At 31.4% G+C, this 18,562-nt stretch carries 21 protein-coding genes and 1 tRNA gene; 14 read left to right on the top strand and 8 right to left on the bottom strand.

Features of this window, described 5'->3' with window-relative positions; translation table 11 throughout:
- Positions 1-43 precede the first annotated feature (43 nt).
- The 7 genes from thrS (at position 44) to L8V88_RS02985 (ending at position 5,793) form a co-directional block, all read left to right on the top strand.
- Entirely contained in the window at positions 44-1,855 is a 1,812-nt protein-coding gene (thrS, locus tag L8V88_RS03015) for a threonine--tRNA ligase (RefSeq protein ID WP_263726724.1), read from the top strand.
- Entirely contained in the window at positions 1,852-2,373 is a 522-nt protein-coding gene (infC, locus tag L8V88_RS03010) for a translation initiation factor IF-3 (RefSeq protein ID WP_039617082.1), read from the top strand. The genes thrS and infC overlap by 4 nt, the downstream gene beginning before the upstream one ends.
- A gap of 1 nt (position 2,374) precedes the next feature.
- Positions 2,375-3,088, top strand: a complete 714-nt coding sequence (locus tag L8V88_RS03005) for an EcoRI family type II restriction endonuclease (RefSeq protein ID WP_263702404.1) — start codon at positions 2,375-2,377, stop codon at positions 3,086-3,088.
- Positions 3,088-4,188 carry a DNA adenine methylase gene (locus tag L8V88_RS03000; RefSeq protein ID WP_263726722.1) on the top strand — a complete coding sequence of 367 codons (1,101 nt, stop codon included), beginning with the start codon at positions 3,088-3,090 and terminating at the stop codon, positions 4,186-4,188. Before L8V88_RS03005 ends, L8V88_RS03000 begins: the two co-directional genes overlap by 1 nt.
- Positions 4,189-4,264: 76 nt before the next feature.
- The gene (gene rpmI, locus L8V88_RS02995) at positions 4,265-4,456 is read left to right on the top strand and encodes a 50S ribosomal protein L35 (RefSeq protein WP_039617094.1); all 192 of its coding nucleotides are present in this window, start codon (positions 4,265-4,267) and stop codon (positions 4,454-4,456) included.
- Between the two features lie 97 nt (positions 4,457-4,553).
- Entirely contained in the window at positions 4,554-4,907 is a 354-nt protein-coding gene (gene rplT, locus L8V88_RS02990; RefSeq protein WP_039617097.1) for a 50S ribosomal protein L20, read from the top strand.
- A complete protein-coding gene (locus tag L8V88_RS02985; protein WP_263726721.1) occupies positions 4,885-5,793 on the top strand; it encodes a DNA ligase in 909 nt (302 codons plus the stop codon). Before rplT ends, L8V88_RS02985 begins: the two co-directional genes overlap by 23 nt.
- 9 nt (positions 5,794-5,802) lie before the next feature.
- Here the strand turns inward: L8V88_RS02985 and L8V88_RS02980 are convergent, their stop codons facing one another.
- The 3 genes from L8V88_RS02980 to L8V88_RS02970 are packed head-to-tail and all read right to left on the bottom strand — an operon-like array spanning position 5,803 to position 8,187.
- Positions 5,803-6,612, bottom strand: coding sequence for a zinc ABC transporter, integral membrane protein (locus L8V88_RS02980; protein ID WP_039625059.1), 810 nt, complete (start codon positions 6,610-6,612; stop codon positions 5,803-5,805).
- Entirely contained in the window at positions 6,605-7,354 is a 750-nt protein-coding gene (locus tag L8V88_RS02975) for a metal ABC transporter ATP-binding protein (RefSeq protein WP_039627659.1), read from the bottom strand. The genes L8V88_RS02980 and L8V88_RS02975 overlap by 8 nt, the downstream gene beginning before the upstream one ends.
- The gene (locus tag L8V88_RS02970; RefSeq protein ID WP_263726720.1) at positions 7,351-8,187 is read right to left on the bottom strand and encodes a metal ABC transporter solute-binding protein, Zn/Mn family; all 837 of its coding nucleotides are present in this window, start codon (positions 8,185-8,187) and stop codon (positions 7,351-7,353) included. The genes L8V88_RS02975 and L8V88_RS02970 overlap by 4 nt, the downstream gene beginning before the upstream one ends.
- Positions 8,188-8,247: 60 nt before the next feature.
- Here L8V88_RS02970 and L8V88_RS02965 point away from each other — a divergent pair, with 60 nt between their 5' ends.
- Positions 8,248-8,946 carry a class I SAM-dependent methyltransferase gene (locus L8V88_RS02965; protein WP_263726719.1) on the top strand — a complete coding sequence of 233 codons (699 nt, stop codon included), beginning with the start codon at positions 8,248-8,250 and terminating at the stop codon, positions 8,944-8,946.
- Between the two features lie 9 nt (positions 8,947-8,955).
- Here the strand turns inward: L8V88_RS02965 and pyrC are convergent, their stop codons facing one another.
- From pyrC to L8V88_RS02945, 4 genes are read right to left on the bottom strand one after another with little or no spacing between them, the layout of a single operon-like run.
- A complete protein-coding gene (gene pyrC, locus L8V88_RS02960; RefSeq protein ID WP_263726718.1) occupies positions 8,956-9,948 on the bottom strand; it encodes a dihydroorotase in 993 nt (330 codons plus the stop codon).
- Between the two features lie 8 nt (positions 9,949-9,956).
- Entirely contained in the window at positions 9,957-10,187 is a 231-nt protein-coding gene (locus L8V88_RS02955) for a helix-turn-helix domain-containing protein (protein ID WP_263726716.1), read from the bottom strand.
- Complete coding sequence (locus tag L8V88_RS02950; protein ID WP_263726715.1) at positions 10,172-10,543, bottom strand: diacylglycerol kinase; 372 nt, start codon at positions 10,541-10,543, stop codon at positions 10,172-10,174. The genes L8V88_RS02955 and L8V88_RS02950 overlap by 16 nt, the downstream gene beginning before the upstream one ends.
- A complete protein-coding gene (locus L8V88_RS02945; RefSeq protein ID WP_263726713.1) occupies positions 10,543-12,075 on the bottom strand; it encodes a phosphoethanolamine transferase in 1,533 nt (510 codons plus the stop codon). The genes L8V88_RS02950 and L8V88_RS02945 overlap by 1 nt, the downstream gene beginning before the upstream one ends.
- 98 nt (positions 12,076-12,173) lie before the next feature.
- On the opposite strand from L8V88_RS02945, the gene L8V88_RS02940 reads away from it, so the two are divergent.
- The 6 genes from L8V88_RS02940 to sodB all read left to right on the top strand — a co-directional run bounded on the left by L8V88_RS02940 (position 12,174) and on the right by sodB (position 17,516).
- Positions 12,174-12,932, top strand: a complete 759-nt coding sequence (locus L8V88_RS02940) for an exodeoxyribonuclease III (RefSeq protein WP_087684892.1) — start codon at positions 12,174-12,176, stop codon at positions 12,930-12,932.
- Positions 12,933-13,000: 68 nt separating this feature from the next.
- Positions 13,001-13,075, top strand: a tRNA-Glu gene (locus tag L8V88_RS02935).
- A 212-nt stretch (positions 13,076-13,287) separates the two neighbouring features.
- The gene (locus tag L8V88_RS02930) at positions 13,288-13,902 is read left to right on the top strand and encodes a BspA family leucine-rich repeat surface protein (protein ID WP_263724123.1); all 615 of its coding nucleotides are present in this window, start codon (positions 13,288-13,290) and stop codon (positions 13,900-13,902) included.
- 132 nt (positions 13,903-14,034) lie between these two features.
- Positions 14,035-16,314, top strand: coding sequence for an anaerobic ribonucleoside triphosphate reductase (locus L8V88_RS02925; protein WP_263726711.1), 2,280 nt, complete (start codon positions 14,035-14,037; stop codon positions 16,312-16,314).
- Positions 16,286-16,795: an anaerobic ribonucleoside-triphosphate reductase activating protein gene (nrdG, locus tag L8V88_RS02920; protein ID WP_263726709.1), complete on the top strand. Its 510-nt coding sequence runs from the start codon at positions 16,286-16,288 to the stop codon at positions 16,793-16,795. Before L8V88_RS02925 ends, nrdG begins: the two co-directional genes overlap by 29 nt.
- Before the next feature lie 67 nt (positions 16,796-16,862).
- Positions 16,863-17,516, top strand: coding sequence for a superoxide dismutase [Fe] (gene sodB / locus L8V88_RS02915; protein WP_039617122.1), 654 nt, complete (start codon positions 16,863-16,865; stop codon positions 17,514-17,516).
- A gap of 30 nt (positions 17,517-17,546) precedes the next feature.
- Here sodB and purM read toward each other — a convergent pair whose 3' ends face one another.
- Positions 17,547-18,536, bottom strand: a complete 990-nt coding sequence (gene purM / locus L8V88_RS02910; protein ID WP_263726708.1) for a phosphoribosylformylglycinamidine cyclo-ligase — start codon at positions 18,534-18,536, stop codon at positions 17,547-17,549.
- Positions 18,537-18,562 lie beyond the last annotated feature (26 nt).

The following is an 18,562-nucleotide window of genomic DNA, read 5'->3' as shown; positions in this document are numbered from 1 at the left end:
TTTTAATTTAAGCTCACAAGGTTAGTGAGTGTTAAGGGTAGAAATGACAAAAGATATAATTGCATATGCGAATAATGAAACTTTGGTAGATACTCAAAGTTTTAACAATGATACAAATTTAACTCCGATTTATTTTGATAACTCTAAAGAAAGTTTAGAAGTTATCCGCCACTCTTGTGCACATTTAATGGCTCAAGCGATTAAAAGTTTATATCCAGAGGCTAAATTTTTCGTAGGGCCTGTGATAGAAGATGGATTTTATTATGATTTTAGAGTTGATAGCAAGATTTCAGAAGAAGATTTAAGCAAAATCGAAAAGAAAATGAAAGAACTAGCTGAAGCAAAGCTAGACATCACAAAATACGAACTTTCAAAGACTGAGGTTAAAGAAAAATTAGCTAATGATGATTTAAAACAAGAAGTTTTGCTGAGAATTCCTGATGGAAAAGTAAGTATTTATAAGCAAGGTGAATTTGAAGATTTATGCCGTGGGCCTCATGTACCAAATACTAGGTATTTAAGATTTTTCAAGCTTACTCGTGTAGCGGGAGCGTATTTGGGTGGTGATGAAAAAAGAGAAATGCTCACAAGAATTTATGGTACTGCCTTTGCAGATAAAGAAAGTTTAAATGAATACTTAAAAATTATTGAAGAAGCTAAAAAAAGAGATCATAGAAAACTTGGTAATGAAATGAAGCTTTTTGCCTTTGATGATGAAATAGGCGGTGGGCTTCCTATATGGCTTAGCAATGGTGCAAAATTAAGAAGTAAATTAGAACATTTATTATATAAAGCACATAGATTAAGAGGTTATGAGCCTGTGCGTGGACCTGAGCTTTTAAAAGCTGATGCGTGGAAAATTAGCGGGCATTATGCAAACTATAAAGAAAATATGTATTTTACGCAAATTGATGAGCAAGAATATGGCATTAAGCCGATGAATTGTGTAGGGCATATTAAAATTTATCAAAGCGATGTTAGAAGTTATCGTGATTTACCTTTGAAATTTTTTGAATACGGCGTGGTGCACCGCCATGAAAAAAGTGGAGTTTTACACGGGCTTTTTAGGGTAAGAGAATTCACTCAAGATGATGCACATATTTTTTGTATGCCAAGTCAGATAAAAGAGCAAGTTTTAGAAATTTTAAGTTTTGTTGATACTTTGATGAAGGCTTTTGAGTTTGATTATGAAATGGAAATTTCAACACGTCCAGCAAAAGCAATAGGCGATGATGAAATTTGGGATATAGCTACAAAGGCTTTAAAAGAAGCTTTAGATGAGCAAGGTTTAAAATATGGCATTGATGAGGGCGGTGGAGCTTTCTATGGCCCAAAAATCGATATTAAAATCACTGATGCGCTAAAAAGAAAATGGCAGTGTGGAACTATACAAGTAGATTTTAACTTACCAAGCCGTTTTAAACTCGAATACACAGACGCAGATAATGAGAAAAAACAACCTGTAATGCTTCACCGTGCTATTTTGGGTTCTTTTGAAAGATTTATAGGAATTTTAGTAGAGCATTGTGCAGGGGAGTTGCCATTTTTCATAGCACCAACTCAAGTAGCTATAGTGCCTATTTCACAAAATCATCATGATTATGCAAAAGAAATAGCAAGAAAACTTTTAGAACTTGGCATTGATAGTGAAGTGTATAATAAAAATGAAAGCTTAAATAAAAAAATCCGCACCGCTGAAAAAGCACATGTGCCTATGATACTTGTTTTAGGTGATGAAGAAGTAGCAAACAAAAGTGTGGCTTTAAGAGACAGAAGAGCAAAAGAGCAAAAAACAATGACTTTAGATGAATTTATAACCCTAACAAAGGAGAAATTAAGTGAGGTACGCTTTTGAGTAAAGAAAAAGAAGTATTGCTAAATGAAGAAATTCAAGCAGATGAGATCAGATGTATAGGTGATGATGGCAAGGTTTATGGCATTATTAGTAGTGATGAAGCGCTAGATATAGCAAATAGACTAGGGCTTGATTTGGTGATGATAGCCCCTGAAGCCAAACCACCTGTATGTAAGATAATGGATTATGGAAAATTCCGTTATCAACAAGAAAAGAAACAAAAAGAAGCAAAGAAAAAACAAAAAGTTATTGATATAAAAGAAATCAAACTTTCTGTGAAAATCGCTCAAAATGACATTAATTATAAGGTCAAACATGCAAGTGAGTTTTTAGAGCAAGGCAAGCATGTTAAATTTAGAGTGTTTTTAAAAGGTCGTGAGATGGGCTCTCCTGAAGCAGGGGTGGCGTTGCTTGAAAAAATTTGGCAAATGGTTGAAGATATAGCAGATAGAGACAAAGAGCCTTTACTCGAAGGACGCTATGTAAATATGCTAGTAACTCCTAAAAAGAAAAAATAAAATGCCAAGAGAAGCTTTAAGGAGTAGCATAAGTCAGCATATGCCAAAAAATACTTATTCAAAAAATGATGATTTGAATATAGATGAGGCTATGAGACAAACTAAATTATACTTAGAAAATAGATTTGGAGGTATTGATAATTTTTCTAAAGAGCAATATTATCTTACTATAGAAAATAAACTCGATATTTCTTTTATGATTAATAGTATAAAGGAAACAAATATCCGTGCTCAGTTTGATATGGAATATGAAAATAATTTTATAAAACCTGATGGAGGAGTTTTGTTTTTAAATAATCCTTCAGGATATAAAAAAGTATTATTGATCGCTGAAGCAAAACGACAAGGGACAAATGATATTAGGTTACAAGAAGGAAAAAATAGACAAGCTACAGGAAATGCAATAGAGAGATTGGGAAAAAATTTAACAGGTATCAAAGCCATGTTAAATCATGAAAAAATAACTCCTTTTGTATGTTTTGGATGGGGTTGTGATTTTGCTTCAGATCAAAAAAGTGTATTAGCAAAATTAAATGTATTAAATGAATTTTATTATTTGAATAAAACTTATATTTTTAAAGCCGATGGGAATAGTGATCATAATTATTTTTCTCCTGTTAGTATGTATTTTAGAGAAGAAAAATGGGAGATTGGTGAAATGTTTGAAATTATGAAAGAAATAGCTGAGACATCTTTAAGGTATTATATTTTTTAATGAATAATAAAAAAGAAAACCCACGTTTTTTAAAAGAACAAATCATAACTTATCTTGGTAATAAAAGATCCTTGCTTGAGTTTTTAAATCAAGGCTTTAAATTCGCACAAAATGAGCTTAAAAAAGACAAATTTAGTTTTTGTGATGTATTTAGTGGCTCTGGGGTAGTTTCGCGTTTTGTGAGGCCTTATGCGAGTTTTATCATGGCAAATGATTTGGAAGATTATTCTAAAATCATTAATGAGTGTTATTTAAGCAATCAAAATGCACAATTTTTACAAGAATTACAAAAACATTACGCTTTTTTAATTTCTGATTTAAAACTCAAAAAAGGCTTTATAAGTAAGCTTTATGCGCCAAATGATGATGAGCATATCCAAAAAGATGAAAGAGTTTTTTACACGCTTAAAAATGCGATGTATTTAGACTCTATGCGAGAAAAAATTTCAAGCCTGCCAAGTAATATACAAAAATACTTCATCGCACCACTTATCTATGAAGCAAGCGTGCATGCAAACACAAGCGGGGTTTTTAAAGGCTTTTATAAAGATAAAAATGGAGTGGGAAAATTTGGAGGAAATGGAGCAAATGCGCTTAGTCGTATAAAGGGTGATATAGCTTTAAAAATGCCTATTTTTTCAAATTTTACTTGTGAGTATGAGGTTTTTCAAAAAGATGCAAATATTTTAGCTAAAGAGCTTGATAGCTTTGATGTAGCGTATTTAGACCCACCTTATAATCAACACCCTTATGGATCAAATTATTTTATGTTAAATTTAATCGCTAATTATAAAAAGCCAAAGGAAATTTCAAAGGTTTCTGGCATACCAAAAGACTGGAACCGCAGTGCTTTTAACAAAGAAAAAAAAGCTGAAGATGCTTTGTTTGATTTGATAAATGATTTAAAAGCTAAGATTGTATTGCTTTCTTATAATTGCGAGGGTTTTGTAAAAAAAGAAAATTTCACAAAAAGACTTCAAAGTCTTGGAGAATGCTTTGTGCTTGAGCAAAAATACAATGCCTTTAGAGCCAGTAGAAACCTTTCTAAACGTTCTATGCATATACAAGAACAACTTTATGTGTTAAAAAAGAAGAATTAGAATTTAATTTTTCTAAAGCATAGTTATAGTAAAATGATAGCTTTCTTTTATGAAAAAATTGATCCAAAGGATACACATGCCAAAAATGAAAAGCGTTAAAAGTGCTGTTAAACGCTTCAAAGTAGGTAAAAATAAAATCAAAAGAGGTGCTGCTTATAGAAGCCACATTTTGACTAAAAAACCTGCTAAAAGAATGCGTGATCTTCGCACTTCTAAGTATGTTCACTCAACCAATGTTAAAGCGGTTGAAAAAATGTTAGGAATTTAAGCTCGCTTAAATTTAGTTTTTGACGAAAGTCATTCAAGCTCCCCTTATTTAAAGGGCAAGATTCGTTTAACGAACGCCAATTTGTGAAAGGATAAATATGGCAAGAGTAAAAACAGGTGTTGTAAGACGCCGCAGACATAAAAAAGTTTTAAAGCTTGCGCGTGGTTTTTATAGTGGTCGCCGCAAACACTTTAGAAAAGCTAAAGAACAATTAGAAAGAAGTTTGGTTTATGCGTATCGTGATAGACGCCGCAAAAAACGTGATTTCCGTCGTCTTTGGATAGTACGTATCAATGCAGCTTGCAGACTAAATGATATTAGTTATTCAAGATTTATAAATGGTCTTAAAAAAGCAGGCATTGAGCTTGATAGAAAAATCTTAGCTGATTTAGCGATGAACGACGCAGCTGCTTTTGCTAAAATAGCAGATGCTGCTAAAAAAGCACTTTAATCTTACTGCAAGGCTTTTTATAAGCCTTGTTTTTCTCTTTACTCTCTTTTTAAATTCTCTTTTTGCAAAAGATATTTTACTTTTTAAAGTTTATGATGAAAAAGCATTTAAAGATATAAATTTAAACCATTATCTCATGAGCGAAAAACTCGATGGCGTAAGAGGACTTTGGAGTGGTAAGTCTATGCAAACAAGAGCAGGAAATGCTATAAAACTCCCTTTATTTTTCACAAAAAACTTTCCTAAATTTGAGTTAGATGGAGAACTTTGGATAAAAAGAGCTTCTTTTGAAGAAATTTCATCTTTAATACGCCAAGAAAATCCCGATGAAAAGCTTTGGCAAAAAGTAAGTTATAATGTCTTTGATGTGCCAAATGCTTGTGAGGAATTTAAACTTGATCCTTGTATCTTAGAAGCAAGATTAGAGATTTTAAAAAAGTATTTGGCTAAAAATCCAAATGATTTTATAAAAATCATCCCACAAATTCGCATTAAAGATAAAAATCATTTAAAGCAGTTTTATCAAGATATCATTTCGCATAAAGGCGAGGGTGTGATCATAAGATTAAACAACGCACCTTATGAAAAGAAAAGATCAAACAATACTTTTAAACTAAAACCTTTTGATGATACAGAATGTGTTGTAAAAAAGCATTTTGAAGGTAAGGGAAAATTTGAAGGTAAAATGGGATCTTTGCTTTGTGAAGCAGTGATTGAGGGTAAAAAAGTAAGTTTTAAAATAGGTTCAGGTTTTAAAGAAAGCGATCGCTTAAACCCTCCGCCAGTTGGTGTTACCATCACTTTTAAATACAATGGCTTAACCAAAAATGGCAAGCCAAAATTTGCTAGTTTTTTAAGAGTGCATGAAAATAGTATTTTAAGATAAAAGTAAATTTCAGCTTTTCTTTAAAAAAGCACTAAAACAAAGATAAAGCACAAAAGCTATACAAGCGCTAGCTATGATACAAGCTCCGCTTGCAAGATTATAATAAAAACTCACAAAAAGCCCTATCACACAAAAACTTATGCTCAAAAGCGTAGAGATAATCATCATTTGACCAAGCTTTTTAGAAAAACTCTCGGCGATAAATGCAGGTATGCTAAGCAAAGCTATCACAAGTATAAGCCCTACTACTTTGATACTTATAACGATACAAAAAGCCATCATCGCGATTAAAAGATAGTGAAAAAGATTGGTTTTAACCCCTCTTAAGCTTGCAAATTCTTTATCAAAGCTTAGAATTTCAAATTGACGATAAAAAAGCAATACTAAAATGATAAAAATCACATCAATCACTGCAAATAAAACTATATCTTGTGTAGGTACAGACAAAATACTACCAAATAAATACCCCATTAAATCTCCATTATACCCAGGGGTTAAGTCTATGAGTATGATACCAACAGCCATTCCAAAAGCCCATATAACCCCGACTATATTGTCACTTCTAAAAGGATATTTTTGCACTAAAAACGCTACAAGCAAGGCTAAAAAAAGAGTAAATAAACTTGTACTAACAAGTACTGGCAAACCAAAATAAAATGCTATACCTATACCCCCAAAAGCCCCATGCGTAATGCCTCCTGCCATAGAGCTTAAGCGGTTGATCATGATCAAAGTCCCCATAATCCCACAAGCAATGCTAGTTAAAAATGCAGCCAAAAAAGCATTTTGTATAAAAGAGCTAGATAAAAGTTCAAGCATGGTTTTTTCCTTCACAGCAACACTGCTCCAAGCTAAGCTCCACATCACAAAAATGCGTGTGATTTTGGCTTAAATGTGCTAGTAAATGTGCCTTTTTTTCAGGGGTGTTTTCATGCAAGAATAATTCTTTATTTAAATATGCGATTTTATTTGCATAAGCTAAGCTTACATTTAAATCATGGCATATTACTATCACACCAACCCCACTTTCGTGTAATTTTTTCAAAAGCTCAAAAATCTGCACCGAGCCTTTGGTATCTATACTTGCAGTAGGCTCATCAAGGATCAAAAGCTTGCATTCACTTGCTAGGGCTCTTGCTATATAAACTCTTTGTCTTTGACCTCCGCTTAGTTCGTTGATTTTTTTATCCCAAAAATTTCTCATACCTACTTTTTCTAAGGCTAGCAAGGCTTGCTCTTGATCTTTTTTGGTATAAAAACCAAAGAATTTTTTATCCACCCTTCCCATCATCACCACTTCTAGCACGCGCACTGGAAAGTTTGGATTAGCTAAAGTATTTTGTGGGACATAACCTATATCTTTTAAACTCAAGTTTTCAAAGTTTATATTTTTATGGCTATTTAGCAAGCCTAGTATGAGTTTTAAAAGTGTAGATTTACCCCCACCATTTGGCCCTACTATGGCTAAAAAGTCTTTGCTTTCATAGTTTAGGTTGATATTTTTTAAAACCTCATCTTGATTATATGAAAAGTTTAAATTTTTAATATTGATTTTTATCATTGTAAAACGCTTGCTATATTTTTTGCATCTTTTAAAAGCTCATTTTTATAATCACTTGGCAAATGATCAAGTTCTATGATTTTAAGATTATAATTGCTCGCCATAGCTTTAATAGTATTGTTATTAGCACCTTTTGGCACGAAAATAGCTTTTATTTGCTCTTTTTGTATGAGTTTTGCAAGCTTGGCCAAGTCTTTTGGCTTAGGTTCTTTGCCTTCTATTTCTACAGGAATTTGACTTAGATGATATCTTTTTGCAAAATACCCCCAAGATGGATGATAGACTAAAAAGTGCTTGTTTTTTGCATTTTTAAATAAAGCTTGTATTTGTAAATTTAATGTATCCATTTCTTTTAAGAAATTTTCTAAATTTTGCTCATAAAATGCTTTATTTTGTGGGTATTGTTCTATAAGTGCTAGAGTGATATTTTTAGCATGAGTTTTTGCTAAAAGTGGATCAAGCCATGTGTGAGGGTCATCTCCATGATGATGGTGTCCTTCGTGAGCATGCTCTTGTAAAGGTATAAAATCAATGCCATTTTGAGTAGAGATGATTTTGGTATTTTTGAGATTATCTTTAAGTTTTAAAATCCAAATTTTTTCAAATTCTAAATTTGCTGTGAAGTAAATATCGCTTTTTTCAAGTTTTAAAATACCACTTGGTTTAAATTCGAAAGTATGCTCATTTGCATTAGGTGGTATGACTATATTAATATCTAAAGTGTCTTTAGCAATTTGCTTTACAAAGTAAGCTTGTGGGGCTATACTAACACTTATCAAATCTTTGGCATATATACTTAAAAATGAAATCAAACACAAAAACACTACTCGCATAATTTTCCTTTCTAAAAACAAAAAAATATTATACTATATTAGAAAAAATAAGGAGTGAAGATGAATTTATGGAATAAAAAAGCAAAAAGCTATGCAAGGTATAATCCTAGTTTAAACGAAATTCAAAAAGCTACTTTCGCAAAACTTGGATCTTTACAAGATAAAAGCGTGGTAGATATAGGTTGTGGGAGTGGTGTTTGGACTTTGCATTTAGCACAAAAAGCAAAAAGTGTTTTAGGTATAGATAGCTCTAGTGCTATGCTTGAAATTTTACAAGAAGATGCAAAAACTCATGCTATATCAAATGTAAAAACTTTAAATTTAGACTTTGAAAACTTTTATAAAAACAATAATACAAAATTTGACTTAGCCTTTTTAAGTATGTCTCCTGCTTTACAAAATGAAAAAGACTATAAAGCTTTTTTAAACTTAGCTTCTAAAAAAGTGTATTTAGGCTGGGCAAGTAGGCGTAAAAGTAGCTTTTTAGATCCTATATTTGAGCGTTTTAACACGCATTTTAAAGGTTTTTATGAAGAGGATTTGCAAGGTTTTTTAAATGCGCAAAATATCCCTTATGAAAGTGAAGTTTTTAATGAAACTAGAGTGGTAAAAAGAGATAAAGAAAGTGCGATAGAAAATGCTTTGTGGCATTTGAGTATGAATGGTGTTAATGCAAACAAACAAGAGTTAGAAAGCTTTGTAAAAGATGAGGTAGAAGAGATTATAGAAGCTAAGATAAAACTTTTGATTATTGATTAAATTTCAAGGTTAAATAACCTTGAAATTTAAAGTTTTTCCTGCCATAAATGGCACTACATCGCCGTATTTTTGCGCTACTTGCCATTCTTGTTTTTCTAAAGCGATGATTTTATCTTTTTCAAATTTAAGATTATGGATTTTACAAGCATTATCTGAAATAAATTTTTGTAAATTTGCTTCATTTGAATGTTTTTCAAAAAGTTCAGCCAACACAGGTAAAATCACCGGTGCGCTAAATACTCCAGCTGCACACCCACAACATTCTTTAGTATGCAAAGGATGAGGTGCGCTATCGCTTCCAAACATAGCCTTTTCATAACCACTAAAAGCAAGCTCACATAAAGCGTCTTTGTCTTCATAGCGTTTTGCAATAGGTTTGCAAAATAAATGTGGATCCATTTTTCCACCCACTACATCATCAAGCGTTATCATTAAATGATGCAAAGTGATAGTTGCGTATAAATTTTCATAATCTTTTAATAAATCACACAAAACTTTAGTGGTAATATGTTCCATTACGATTTTTAATTTTGGAAAGTTTTTAGCTAATTTTTCATAGATTTTAGCAAAATTTGCTTCTCTATCCATGACAAAATCATTTGTTTCTCCATGCACTAGCAAAGGCAGTCCAAGCTCACTCATAGCATTTAATGTAGGTTTTAACTTTTCTATATCAAAGCTTGAAATTCCATTATCTGAGTTGGTAGTGATACCTGCAGGATAAAGCTTGATAGCAAAAAGCTCATCTTTAGCTTTTTCTAAAAATTTCTCATCATAGTCTTTAAAAAATAAAGTCATCAAAGGCGTAAAATCTTCATTTTTACACGCTTTTAATATGCGTTCTTTATAAGCTTTTAAAGCGTTTGTTTCGGTAAGCGGGGTGATTAAATTTGGCATGATAACCCCTGCTTTAAAGTCTTTTGCACTAAATGGAGCTACAAGTTCAAGCATACTTTCATCGCGTAAATGCAAATGCATATCCAAAGGGTTTTTAAGTGTCATTTTATCTCCTATTTGAGTTTATATAAGCCGTTTTTAAGTTTTTCAAGTAAAGCTTTTTCTTCTAAAAATTTAAAAGTAGAAATGATGGTTGGTTTGCTGATATTTAACCTTTTAGAAAGCTCTTCTATATTGACAAAGACAAAGCCATCTTCATTAGCATGAAGGGCTAAAAATTCTAAAATTTCAAAGCGTTTTTTACCAAATATTTTCACGCATAGTGTTTTTACTTTATCATCCATTCTCTAACCAAATCAAAAAGAATAAAACTCCAAGTAATTATAGCTAAAACCACGCTAAAAAACACCCCAGCACTCGCGCAATCTTTTGCTTTTTTAGCTAAGATGTGAAATTCGCTCGTGCAAAGATCCACACAAGCTTCTATGGCTGAATTTAGCGCTTCTACGATCAAAATTAGCACCAAAACAAACACAAGCACAAAATGCTCTAAAAAACTCACAGGTAAAAATAAGCTTGCAAAAATCAAAGGTAAAATAATGGTAAATTCTATCCTAAAAGCCATTTCATCTTGGAGTAAAAATTTAATTCCACTAAAGGCATAGCTTGCATTTTTAAATAAAGAATACTTTGGCTTCATTAAGGATTTTCCTTTAATTTTTTGCTAAATATATCATAATTTGCTTCATATTCTTTGCTATTTACACCAAAATACCCCAGCAAACTTGAAAAAAGATTATCTTGAGAAAGTTTATAGTCTTTTTTGCTTTGTAAATCTTGGCTTAATTTGCTATCTTTACTCCAAAATATCATCGGTATGTGTTTTTGATCTTTTGGTGCTATTAAATAAGGCATACCATGAAGATAAATTCCATTTTCACCTAAACTCTCCCCATGATCTGATAAATAAAGCAAAGAAGCTTCTTTGGTAGGATTTTGCTTAAGCATATCTATAAGGCTTTTTATAATAAAGTCTGTATAAAGTAAAGTATTATCATAGGTGTTTATGATTTGTTCGTGTGAGCAGGTATTTAGCTCATTTGTATCACATGTTGGCATAAATTTTTTAAATGCATTTGGATAGCGTTTATAGTAAGTTGGCCCATGTGAGCCTTGTAAATGCACAACGATGATTTTGTTTGAATTTATATTTTCAAGCTCTTGTTTTACAAGTTCAAGTAAACTCTCATCATAATCTTTTAGAATTAATTTGTGTTTTATACGATCGCAATTTCCTTTACAGCCCCCTGAGTTATTACCAAACCAAACACTTTGCACTCCAACCTTTTGCAAGATATCTAAAACATTTTCTTCATATAATCCATCTTCAAAATTTACTCTTTTGTGTCTTGAAAACATACAAGGCAAACTTCTTGCAGTAGCAGTCCCACAAGAGCTTATATCGCTAAAATACACTAAATTTGACTCATTTTTAGTATAAAAATTTGTATCATTTGTACTATATCCACCTAAAGAATAATTACTCGCTCTAGCGGTTTCACCTATGACTAAAATCATAAGCTTAGTTGCATTGGTATCTTTTAAGCTTGCATCATCTGAAATGATAGTTAGTTCTTTTTTACCTGCTAGCTTTTTCTTTGTAAATTCTATGCTTGAGTATATTGGGTAAAAAGGTAGATTATACATTCTAACGATATTGTGTGATCTTAAAAAAGGCAAAAGTGTTTTTGAACTAAGAGCTACTAAAGCAAAGCAAAATACCAAAGAAGTCAAAAATAATACACTTTTTTTGAAAAAATACTTTTGATAATCAATCTTAGTAAAAATCACAAGCAAACTAGGAAAAATCACAAAGGCTAAAATATACAAAGCAAAGGAAAAATTAAAATAAGAAAAAAATTCTCTATTGTCTGTTTCAACAACATTTTGTATCATATGATCATCGATTAAAACCCCATAATTACTAACAAAATAACTACAAATAGCACAAGTACTAAGTAAAAATATGCTTAAAATTTTGTTAATGTAGGGAAAATATACCAAAGATAAAACACTCAAAACCAAGAAAAAATAAATTCCAAAAAACACACTAAAAAGCATAGTATTTTGATCTATCTTTTCATATACAAATTCAAACAATGGGAAATTAAACGCCATGATGAAAGCCGTATTAAGCAAGGTAAATTTTGTCCATGAAAGTTTTAAATGCATTTTTTTCCTTTGGAATAAAATAAAAACTTAGTCTATTTGAATAAAATTAATAAATCACATATAAAATAGCAACAAAAGAAGATTAGTAAAGGGATTTTATGAAATTGTTATCATGGAATGTAAATGGCCTAAGGGCAATTTGTGATAAAAATGCACTTGATTGGATTGAAAAAGAAGAAATCGATTTTATAGGTTTTCAAGAAATCAAAGCACACGAGGATAAATTTCCAAAAAGAATTTATGAATATCCTTTTAAACATATGTATTCAAATAGTGCTAAAAGAGCAGGGTATTCAGGTGTAATGAGCTTGTGTAATTTTGATTGTGAGGTAAAAAAATGTGAATTTTTTGATGATGATGAGGGTAGGGTTTTAGAACATAGCTTTAAAAATGTAGTTTTGTTTAATATCTACTTTCCAAATGGTCAAAAAGATGAAGAGCGTTTAAACTTTAAAATGAAATTTTATAATGATTTTTTAGTGTATTTAGACAAGCTTTTAAAAGAAGGAAAAGAAATCATAATATGTGGAGATGTAAATACTGCTCACCGTGAGATAGATTTAACTCATCCAAAAGCTAATGAAAAAACTTCGGGCTTTTTGCCGATTGAGCGTGCTTGGATAGATGATTTGTTAAAATTAGGCTTTATAGATACTTTTAGACATATCAATGGCGATATTAAAGAAAAGTATTCGTGGTGGAGTTATAGAATGAAAGCAAGAGAAAGAAATGTAGGCTGGAGGATTGATTATTTTTTCATTTCTAATGGCTTAAAAGATAAGCTCAAAAATGCCTTTATAAGAGATGATATTTTTGGTTCAGATCATGCTCCTGTAGGGATAGAAATTGATATTTAAGGTATTTTTTAATGCCTTAAATAATTATTAAGTAAAAATTGTTATAATTTCATCTTTAAACTGCAAATGGCCCATTCGTCTAGCGGTTAGGACATCGCCCTTTCACGGCGGTAACACGAGTTCGAGTCTCGTATGGGTCACCACTTCTTATTTTATCCCATTTTTTGATAATCGTTGTCATATTTTACAAAAAGTTACATTATTTTAAATCAATATTTCTTATTTATTTTCTTTTGTTTAAATTAAGTTAATTTTAAATTAATTGTTATTAATATTCTCAAAATTTTCATTAATTATTTTTAAATTTACATTGACTTCACAATTGTTTTTTAAAATGTACAAAAAGGAGGACAAAATGTATAGACCTAAAAACAAAAACGAGTTGATGAATTTGGTGCATAATGAAAGAATTTCTTTAAGAGATATTGATGTATCTTTGATTGATGATTTTTCTTATGTGTTTTATTATTCTAAAAGACTAGATTTTTTAGGCATTGAGCGTTGGGATGTGTCAAATGCTAAAGATATGTCTTATATGTTTTATTGTTGTGAAAGTTTTAATGCGGATTTGTCGCGTTGGAATGTTTCTAAGGTTGAAAATATGGCAAGTATGTTTTTTAATTGCAAAAATTTCAATCAAGACTTATCAAAATGGAACACACAAAGTTTAAAAGATATGTCTTATATGTTTTTTAATTGTGTTAGTTTTAATCATTCTTTATTGCATTGGAAGACTTCAAATGCTACTAGAATGGCTCATTGTTTTGAAAACTGCCATGCATATGAGCATAGCGTTGCAAATTGGGATGTGCAAAATGTAATTACCATGGCATATCTTTTCCATAATTGTAAAAATTTTCATCACGAGCTAGATGAATGGAATATCCAAAAAGATTGCAATACTCAAAAAATGTTTGGAAATCGTGGTCTTGATAAAATTTATACCGTAAAAGGTATAGAGCTAGAATAAATAAAATTCACACATTTTTTGTGTGAATTTTTCTTTTATCTTTTTAAGTTTCTCATCAAGTTTTTGTACTAAACTTATCTTTTAAAAGTGCTATTTTATAGTGCTTAGAGATTATTTTTTAGGAAAATTTCCATGAGAATAAAATTTATTATAAAAAGAGATAAAAGCCAAGTTGCATTTGATATTTTTAAAATCAAAAATGCTATTTTCAAAGCCAATATAAATTCCACAGATGAAAAATTAAATAATGATTTTTTAGATAAGCTTTGTGATGAGGTTGTAGCTTTGCTTGATGAAAAGCACACACAAGTAGAGCAAATTCAAGATAAAGTTGAAGAAGTTTTAATCAAAAATGCCTTAGTTAATACCGCAAAATCTTATATTTTATACCGTCAAAAAAGAACACAAATTCGCAATGGTAGCTATGATTTGCTAAGTTTGTATGATGATTTAACTTTTAAAGATTCCAAAGAAGCTGATTTGAAAAGAGAAAATGCAAATATTAATTCAGATAGTGCTATGGGTATGATGTTAAAATATGGCTCAGAAGGTGCAAAATACTATGTAGATGAGTGTATTTTGCCAAAACATATCGCAAATGCACACAAAAACGGCGATATACACATACACGATAAAGATTTTTATATGCTAACACAAACTTGCTGTCAAATAGACTTATTGAAGCTTTTTGAAAATGGTTTTAGCACAGGACATGGAAGCTTGCGTGAGCCAAATGATATTAGATCTTATGTTTCTTTAGCTTGCATTGCCTTGCAGGCTAATCAAAATGAAATGCATGGAGGTCAATCTATACCAAATTTTGATTTTGCTATGGCAAAGGGTGTGGCAAAGACTTTTCAAAAAGAGTATAAAAAGGCTATAAATGCTTTTTTTGAAATAAAATTAGAGCACAACTTAGATGAGAGTTGCTTTGATAACACAAAATTTCAAGCTTCAAGCGAAAAAGAATGCTTCAAAGAGCTTTTAAGGCTTGAATTAAATAGCGATGAGAATTTTTTAAAACAAGCAAATGCTTATGCTTATAAAAGAGCATTAAAGCAAACTCAAGATGCGACTTTTCAAGCTATGGAAGCTTTGGTGCATAATCTTAATACTATGAACTCAAGAGCAGGAGCCCAAGTGCCTTTTAGTACGTTAAATTATGGCACCGATATATCCTTTGAAGGGCAAATGGTAATAGAAAATTTACTAAAAGCCACGATGAAAGGCTTAGGAAATGGCGAAACACCGATTTTCCCTGTGCAAATTTTTAAAGTAAAAGAGGGTGTTAATTATAATGAAAAAGACCCAAACTACAAGCTTTTTAAACTTGCTATAGAATGTGCTTCTAAAAGACTTTTTCCAAATTTTAGCTTTTTAGATGCAAGTTTTAATGCAAAATATTATAAAAAGGATGATTATAACAGCGAAGTAGCTTATATGGGTTGTAGAACTAGGGTTATGGCAAATGTTTATGATGAGAGCAAAGAAATCACAAGCGGCAGGGGAAATTTAAGCTTTACAAGTATAAATCTTGTGCGTTTAGCCATAAAAGCCAAAGGAAATTTAGAGCTTTTTTACTCACTTTTAAAAGAAAAATTAGAGCTTGTGTATGAGCAATTACTTCATAGATATAAAATTCAAAGTCTAAAAAAGGTTAAAAATTTTCCATTTTTAATGGGCGAGGGGATTTGGATAGATTCAGATACTTTAAAAGAAAATGATAGCGTAGAAAAAATCATAGCACACGGGACTTTGGCTATAGGTTATATAGGACTTTGTGAGAGTTTAATGGCTTTAGTAGGTTCTCATCATGGACAAAGTCAAGAAGCAAGGGATATTGGCTTACAAATCGTGCGTTTTATGCGTGAATTTGTCGATGAAAAAGCACTCAAAGATAAGCTTAATTTTTCACTCATAGCTACTCCAGCTGAGGGTTTAAGTGGAAGATTTTTAAAACTAGATCAAAAAAAATACGGCATTTTAAAAGGCATAACCGATAAAGATTTTTATACTAATTCTTTTCATATTCCTGTAGATTTTCCTATTAGTATATATGAAAAAATTCAAATAGAAGCCCCATATCATGAGCTAAATAATGGCGGGCATATTACTTATGTAGAATTAAACGGCGATGTGAGTAAGAATTTAGAAAGTTTTGAACGCATTATAAAATGTATGAAAGAAAGCAATATAGGCTATGGTTCGATTAATTTCCCTCTAGATAGGGATCCAGTGTGTGGTTATAGTGGTGTGATAGATGAGTTTTGTCCAAAGTGTCATAGAAAAGAAGATGATATTAAATTCGAACGCATAAGAAGAATCACAGGTTATTTAGTAGGAACGCTTGATCGTTTTAATGACGCTAAAAAAGCTGAAGTTCATGCAAGAATTAAACACGATTTTTCTTAGATTAGCTGGTGTTATAAAAGAATCCATAGTCGATGGCTATGGATTGCGTTATGTGATTTTTACTCAAGGCTGCCCTCATCATTGCAAAGGTTGTCATAATCCACAAACACATGATTTTAACAAAGGGTATTTTCAAGATTTAGCAAGTTTGTATGATGAGATTTGCAAAAATCCTTTACTCCAAGGTGTTACTTTTAGTGGCGGAGAGCCTTTTATGCAAGCAAAAAATTTAAGTATTCTAGCAAAACACATTAAGGCTTTAGGGCTTGATCTTACTATATATACAGGTTTTACTTATGAAGAGCTATTACAAGAGCAAGCTATGAAAGAATTGCTTATCTTGGCTGATGTTTTGATAGATGGGAAGTTTATTTTAGAGCAAAAAGATTTATCTTTAAAATTTAAAGGTAGTAAAAATCAACGCATTATCGATGTAGCAAAAAGCTTAGAGCAAGGCAAAGTAATACTTTTTGAAAAATAAAGACTCATTTAGTCTTTTTTAATTTAACTATGTTAGAATGTTATAAAAATTAAAAAAGGAGAACAATATGTTTGAATTAAGAAAACTACCTTATGAAGCAGACGCTTTTGGAGACTTTTTAAGTGCAGAAACTTTTGCATTTCATCATGGCAAACACCACCAAACTTATGTAAATAACCTAAACAATCTTATCAAAGATACTGAATTTGCAGGAAAAGATTTAGTTTATATTATACAAAATTCAAATGGTGGAGTTTTTAACAACGCTGCTCAAGTGTATAATCATGACTTTTATTTTGATTGCATTAAGCCAAAAACATGCTGTGGCTGTGGCTGTTCTTTGAGCGCTGAGTTTAAAGCAGCGGTTGAAAAAGACTTTGGTTCTATGGAAAATTTAAAAGAAGAATTTATTAAAGGAGCTACAGGAGTATTTGGTTCTGGTTGGTTTTGGTTAGTTTATAACACTCAAAATCAAAAATTAGAATTAGTAGCTACAAGCAATGCTGCTACACCTATCACTGAAGGTAAAGTTCCGCTTTTAGTAGTTGATGTATGGGAACATGCTTACTATGTAGATCACCGCAATGCACGCCCTGCGTATTTAGAAAAATTCTACGCACACATTAACTGGGAATTTGTAGCAAAAGCCTATGAATGGGCTATTAAAGAAGGTATGAACTCAGTAAGCTTTTATGCAAACGAACTTCATCCACTAAACTAAAATAAAATCTCTTAGAGTTTCTAAGAGATTTTATTCTAAAACAACCCCTTCATTTAATACAACTTCGCCTATTACATAAGCGTCTGAGTTTTCTAAAACTTTTCCTACATTAGATGGATCTACCACCATAACTAAGCCCACGCCCATATTAAAGCTTCTATACATTTCAGCTTCTTCTACACTTTGGCCTATTTGGTAAAAAATTTCAGGAGTTTTTAGATGATGTTTTCTGATGATTGCGCCTATTCCTCTTGGGAAAACTCTTGGTAAATTTTCCACTAAGCCACCGCCTGTTATATGGGCTAGTGCATTAATGAATGGTTTTAATTTTAAAAAGTCTTTTACATAAATTCTTGTAGGTTCAAGTAAAATATCGATTAAATTTTTACCCTCTATTTTATCATCAAATTTAAGCTTTTGTACTTCAAATAATACTTTTCTAGCTAAAGAATATCCATTAGAATGAAGCCCGCTACTAGGTAGGGCTAGTAAAATATCTCCATTTTTTACAAAATTTCTTCTATCTATCTCATCTTTTTCAGCCATACCCACTGAAAAACCTGCTAAGTCAAAATCATTACTATGATACATTCCAGGCATTTCAGCAGTTTCTCCGCCTATTAAGGCACAATTTGCTTTTTTACAACCATTAGCAATCCCTGCTACAACTTTTTTAGCAACTTCTACATCTAACTTTGCAGTTGCATAATAGTCTAGAAAAAACAAAGGCGTAGCAAAATTGCAAATTAAATCATTTACACACATTGCTACTAAGTCCTCGCCTATGGTATCAAATTTTTGACTATCAATAGCAAGGCGCAACTTCGTACCTACTCCATCAGTTGCTGCTAGCATAACAGGATTTTTAAAACCACTTGGCATAGCAAAAGCACCTGAAAAAGAGCCTATGCCACCTAAAACATTTTCATTAAAAGTTTCTTTTACTAAAGGCTTGATCGCTTCTACAAAAGCATTGCCATTATCTATACTTACGCCCGCATCTTCATAGCTTATATTCATTTATCTTCCTTTAAGAATTTAAAAGG

This window comes from Campylobacter sp. IFREMER_LSEM_CL2101 (genome assembly GCF_025771825.1).
GTDB classification, from domain to species: domain Bacteria; phylum Campylobacterota; class Campylobacteria; order Campylobacterales; family Campylobacteraceae; genus Campylobacter_D; species Campylobacter_D lari_C.
This window is presented reverse-complemented; position numbering and strand designations above follow the sequence as displayed.

What these genes read in the sequence shown, in the direction of transcription:
- L8V88_RS03000 (WP_263726722.1), top strand. Translation starts at nt 3,088, where the DNA reads ATGAATAATAAAAAAGAAAACCCACGTTTTTTAAAAGAACAAATCATA.
- L8V88_RS02930 (WP_263724123.1), top strand. Translation starts at nt 13,288, where the DNA reads ATGTATAGACCTAAAAACAAAAACGAGTTGATGAATTTGGTGCATAAT.
- L8V88_RS02965 (WP_263726719.1), top strand. Translation starts at nt 8,248, where the DNA reads ATGAATTTATGGAATAAAAAAGCAAAAAGCTATGCAAGGTATAATCCT.
- rpmI (WP_039617094.1), top strand. Translation starts at nt 4,265, where the DNA reads ATGCCAAAAATGAAAAGCGTTAAAAGTGCTGTTAAACGCTTCAAAGTA.
- L8V88_RS02955 (WP_263726716.1), bottom strand. Translation starts at nt 10,187, where the DNA reads ATGGATGATAAAGTAAAAACACTATGCGTGAAAATATTTGGTAAAAAA.
- L8V88_RS02975 (WP_039627659.1), bottom strand. Translation starts at nt 7,354, where the DNA reads ATGATAAAAATCAATATTAAAAATTTAAACTTTTCATATAATCAAGAT.
- thrS (WP_263726724.1), top strand. Translation starts at nt 44, where the DNA reads ATGACAAAAGATATAATTGCATATGCGAATAATGAAACTTTGGTAGAT.
- nrdG (WP_263726709.1), top strand. Translation starts at nt 16,286, where the DNA reads ATGCAAGAATTAAACACGATTTTTCTTAGATTAGCTGGTGTTATAAAA.
- L8V88_RS02980 (WP_039625059.1), bottom strand. Translation starts at nt 6,612, where the DNA reads ATGCTTGAACTTTTATCTAGCTCTTTTATACAAAATGCTTTTTTGGCT.
- L8V88_RS03005 (WP_263702404.1), top strand. Translation starts at nt 2,375, where the DNA reads ATGCCAAGAGAAGCTTTAAGGAGTAGCATAAGTCAGCATATGCCAAAA.
- rplT (WP_039617097.1), top strand. Translation starts at nt 4,554, where the DNA reads ATGGCAAGAGTAAAAACAGGTGTTGTAAGACGCCGCAGACATAAAAAA.
- pyrC (WP_263726718.1), bottom strand. Translation starts at nt 9,948, where the DNA reads ATGACACTTAAAAACCCTTTGGATATGCATTTGCATTTACGCGATGAA.
- L8V88_RS02950 (WP_263726715.1), bottom strand. Translation starts at nt 10,543, where the DNA reads ATGAAGCCAAAGTATTCTTTATTTAAAAATGCAAGCTATGCCTTTAGT.
- L8V88_RS02945 (WP_263726713.1), bottom strand. Translation starts at nt 12,075, where the DNA reads ATGCATTTAAAACTTTCATGGACAAAATTTACCTTGCTTAATACGGCT.
- L8V88_RS02970 (WP_263726720.1), bottom strand. Translation starts at nt 8,187, where the DNA reads ATGCGAGTAGTGTTTTTGTGTTTGATTTCATTTTTAAGTATATATGCC.
- L8V88_RS02925 (WP_263726711.1), top strand. Translation starts at nt 14,035, where the DNA reads ATGAGAATAAAATTTATTATAAAAAGAGATAAAAGCCAAGTTGCATTT.
- sodB (WP_039617122.1), top strand. Translation starts at nt 16,863, where the DNA reads ATGTTTGAATTAAGAAAACTACCTTATGAAGCAGACGCTTTTGGAGAC.
- L8V88_RS02985 (WP_263726721.1), top strand. Translation starts at nt 4,885, where the DNA reads ATGCTGCTAAAAAAGCACTTTAATCTTACTGCAAGGCTTTTTATAAGC.
- purM (WP_263726708.1), bottom strand. Translation starts at nt 18,536, where the DNA reads ATGAATATAAGCTATGAAGATGCGGGCGTAAGTATAGATAATGGCAAT.
- L8V88_RS02940 (WP_087684892.1), top strand. Translation starts at nt 12,174, where the DNA reads ATGAAATTGTTATCATGGAATGTAAATGGCCTAAGGGCAATTTGTGAT.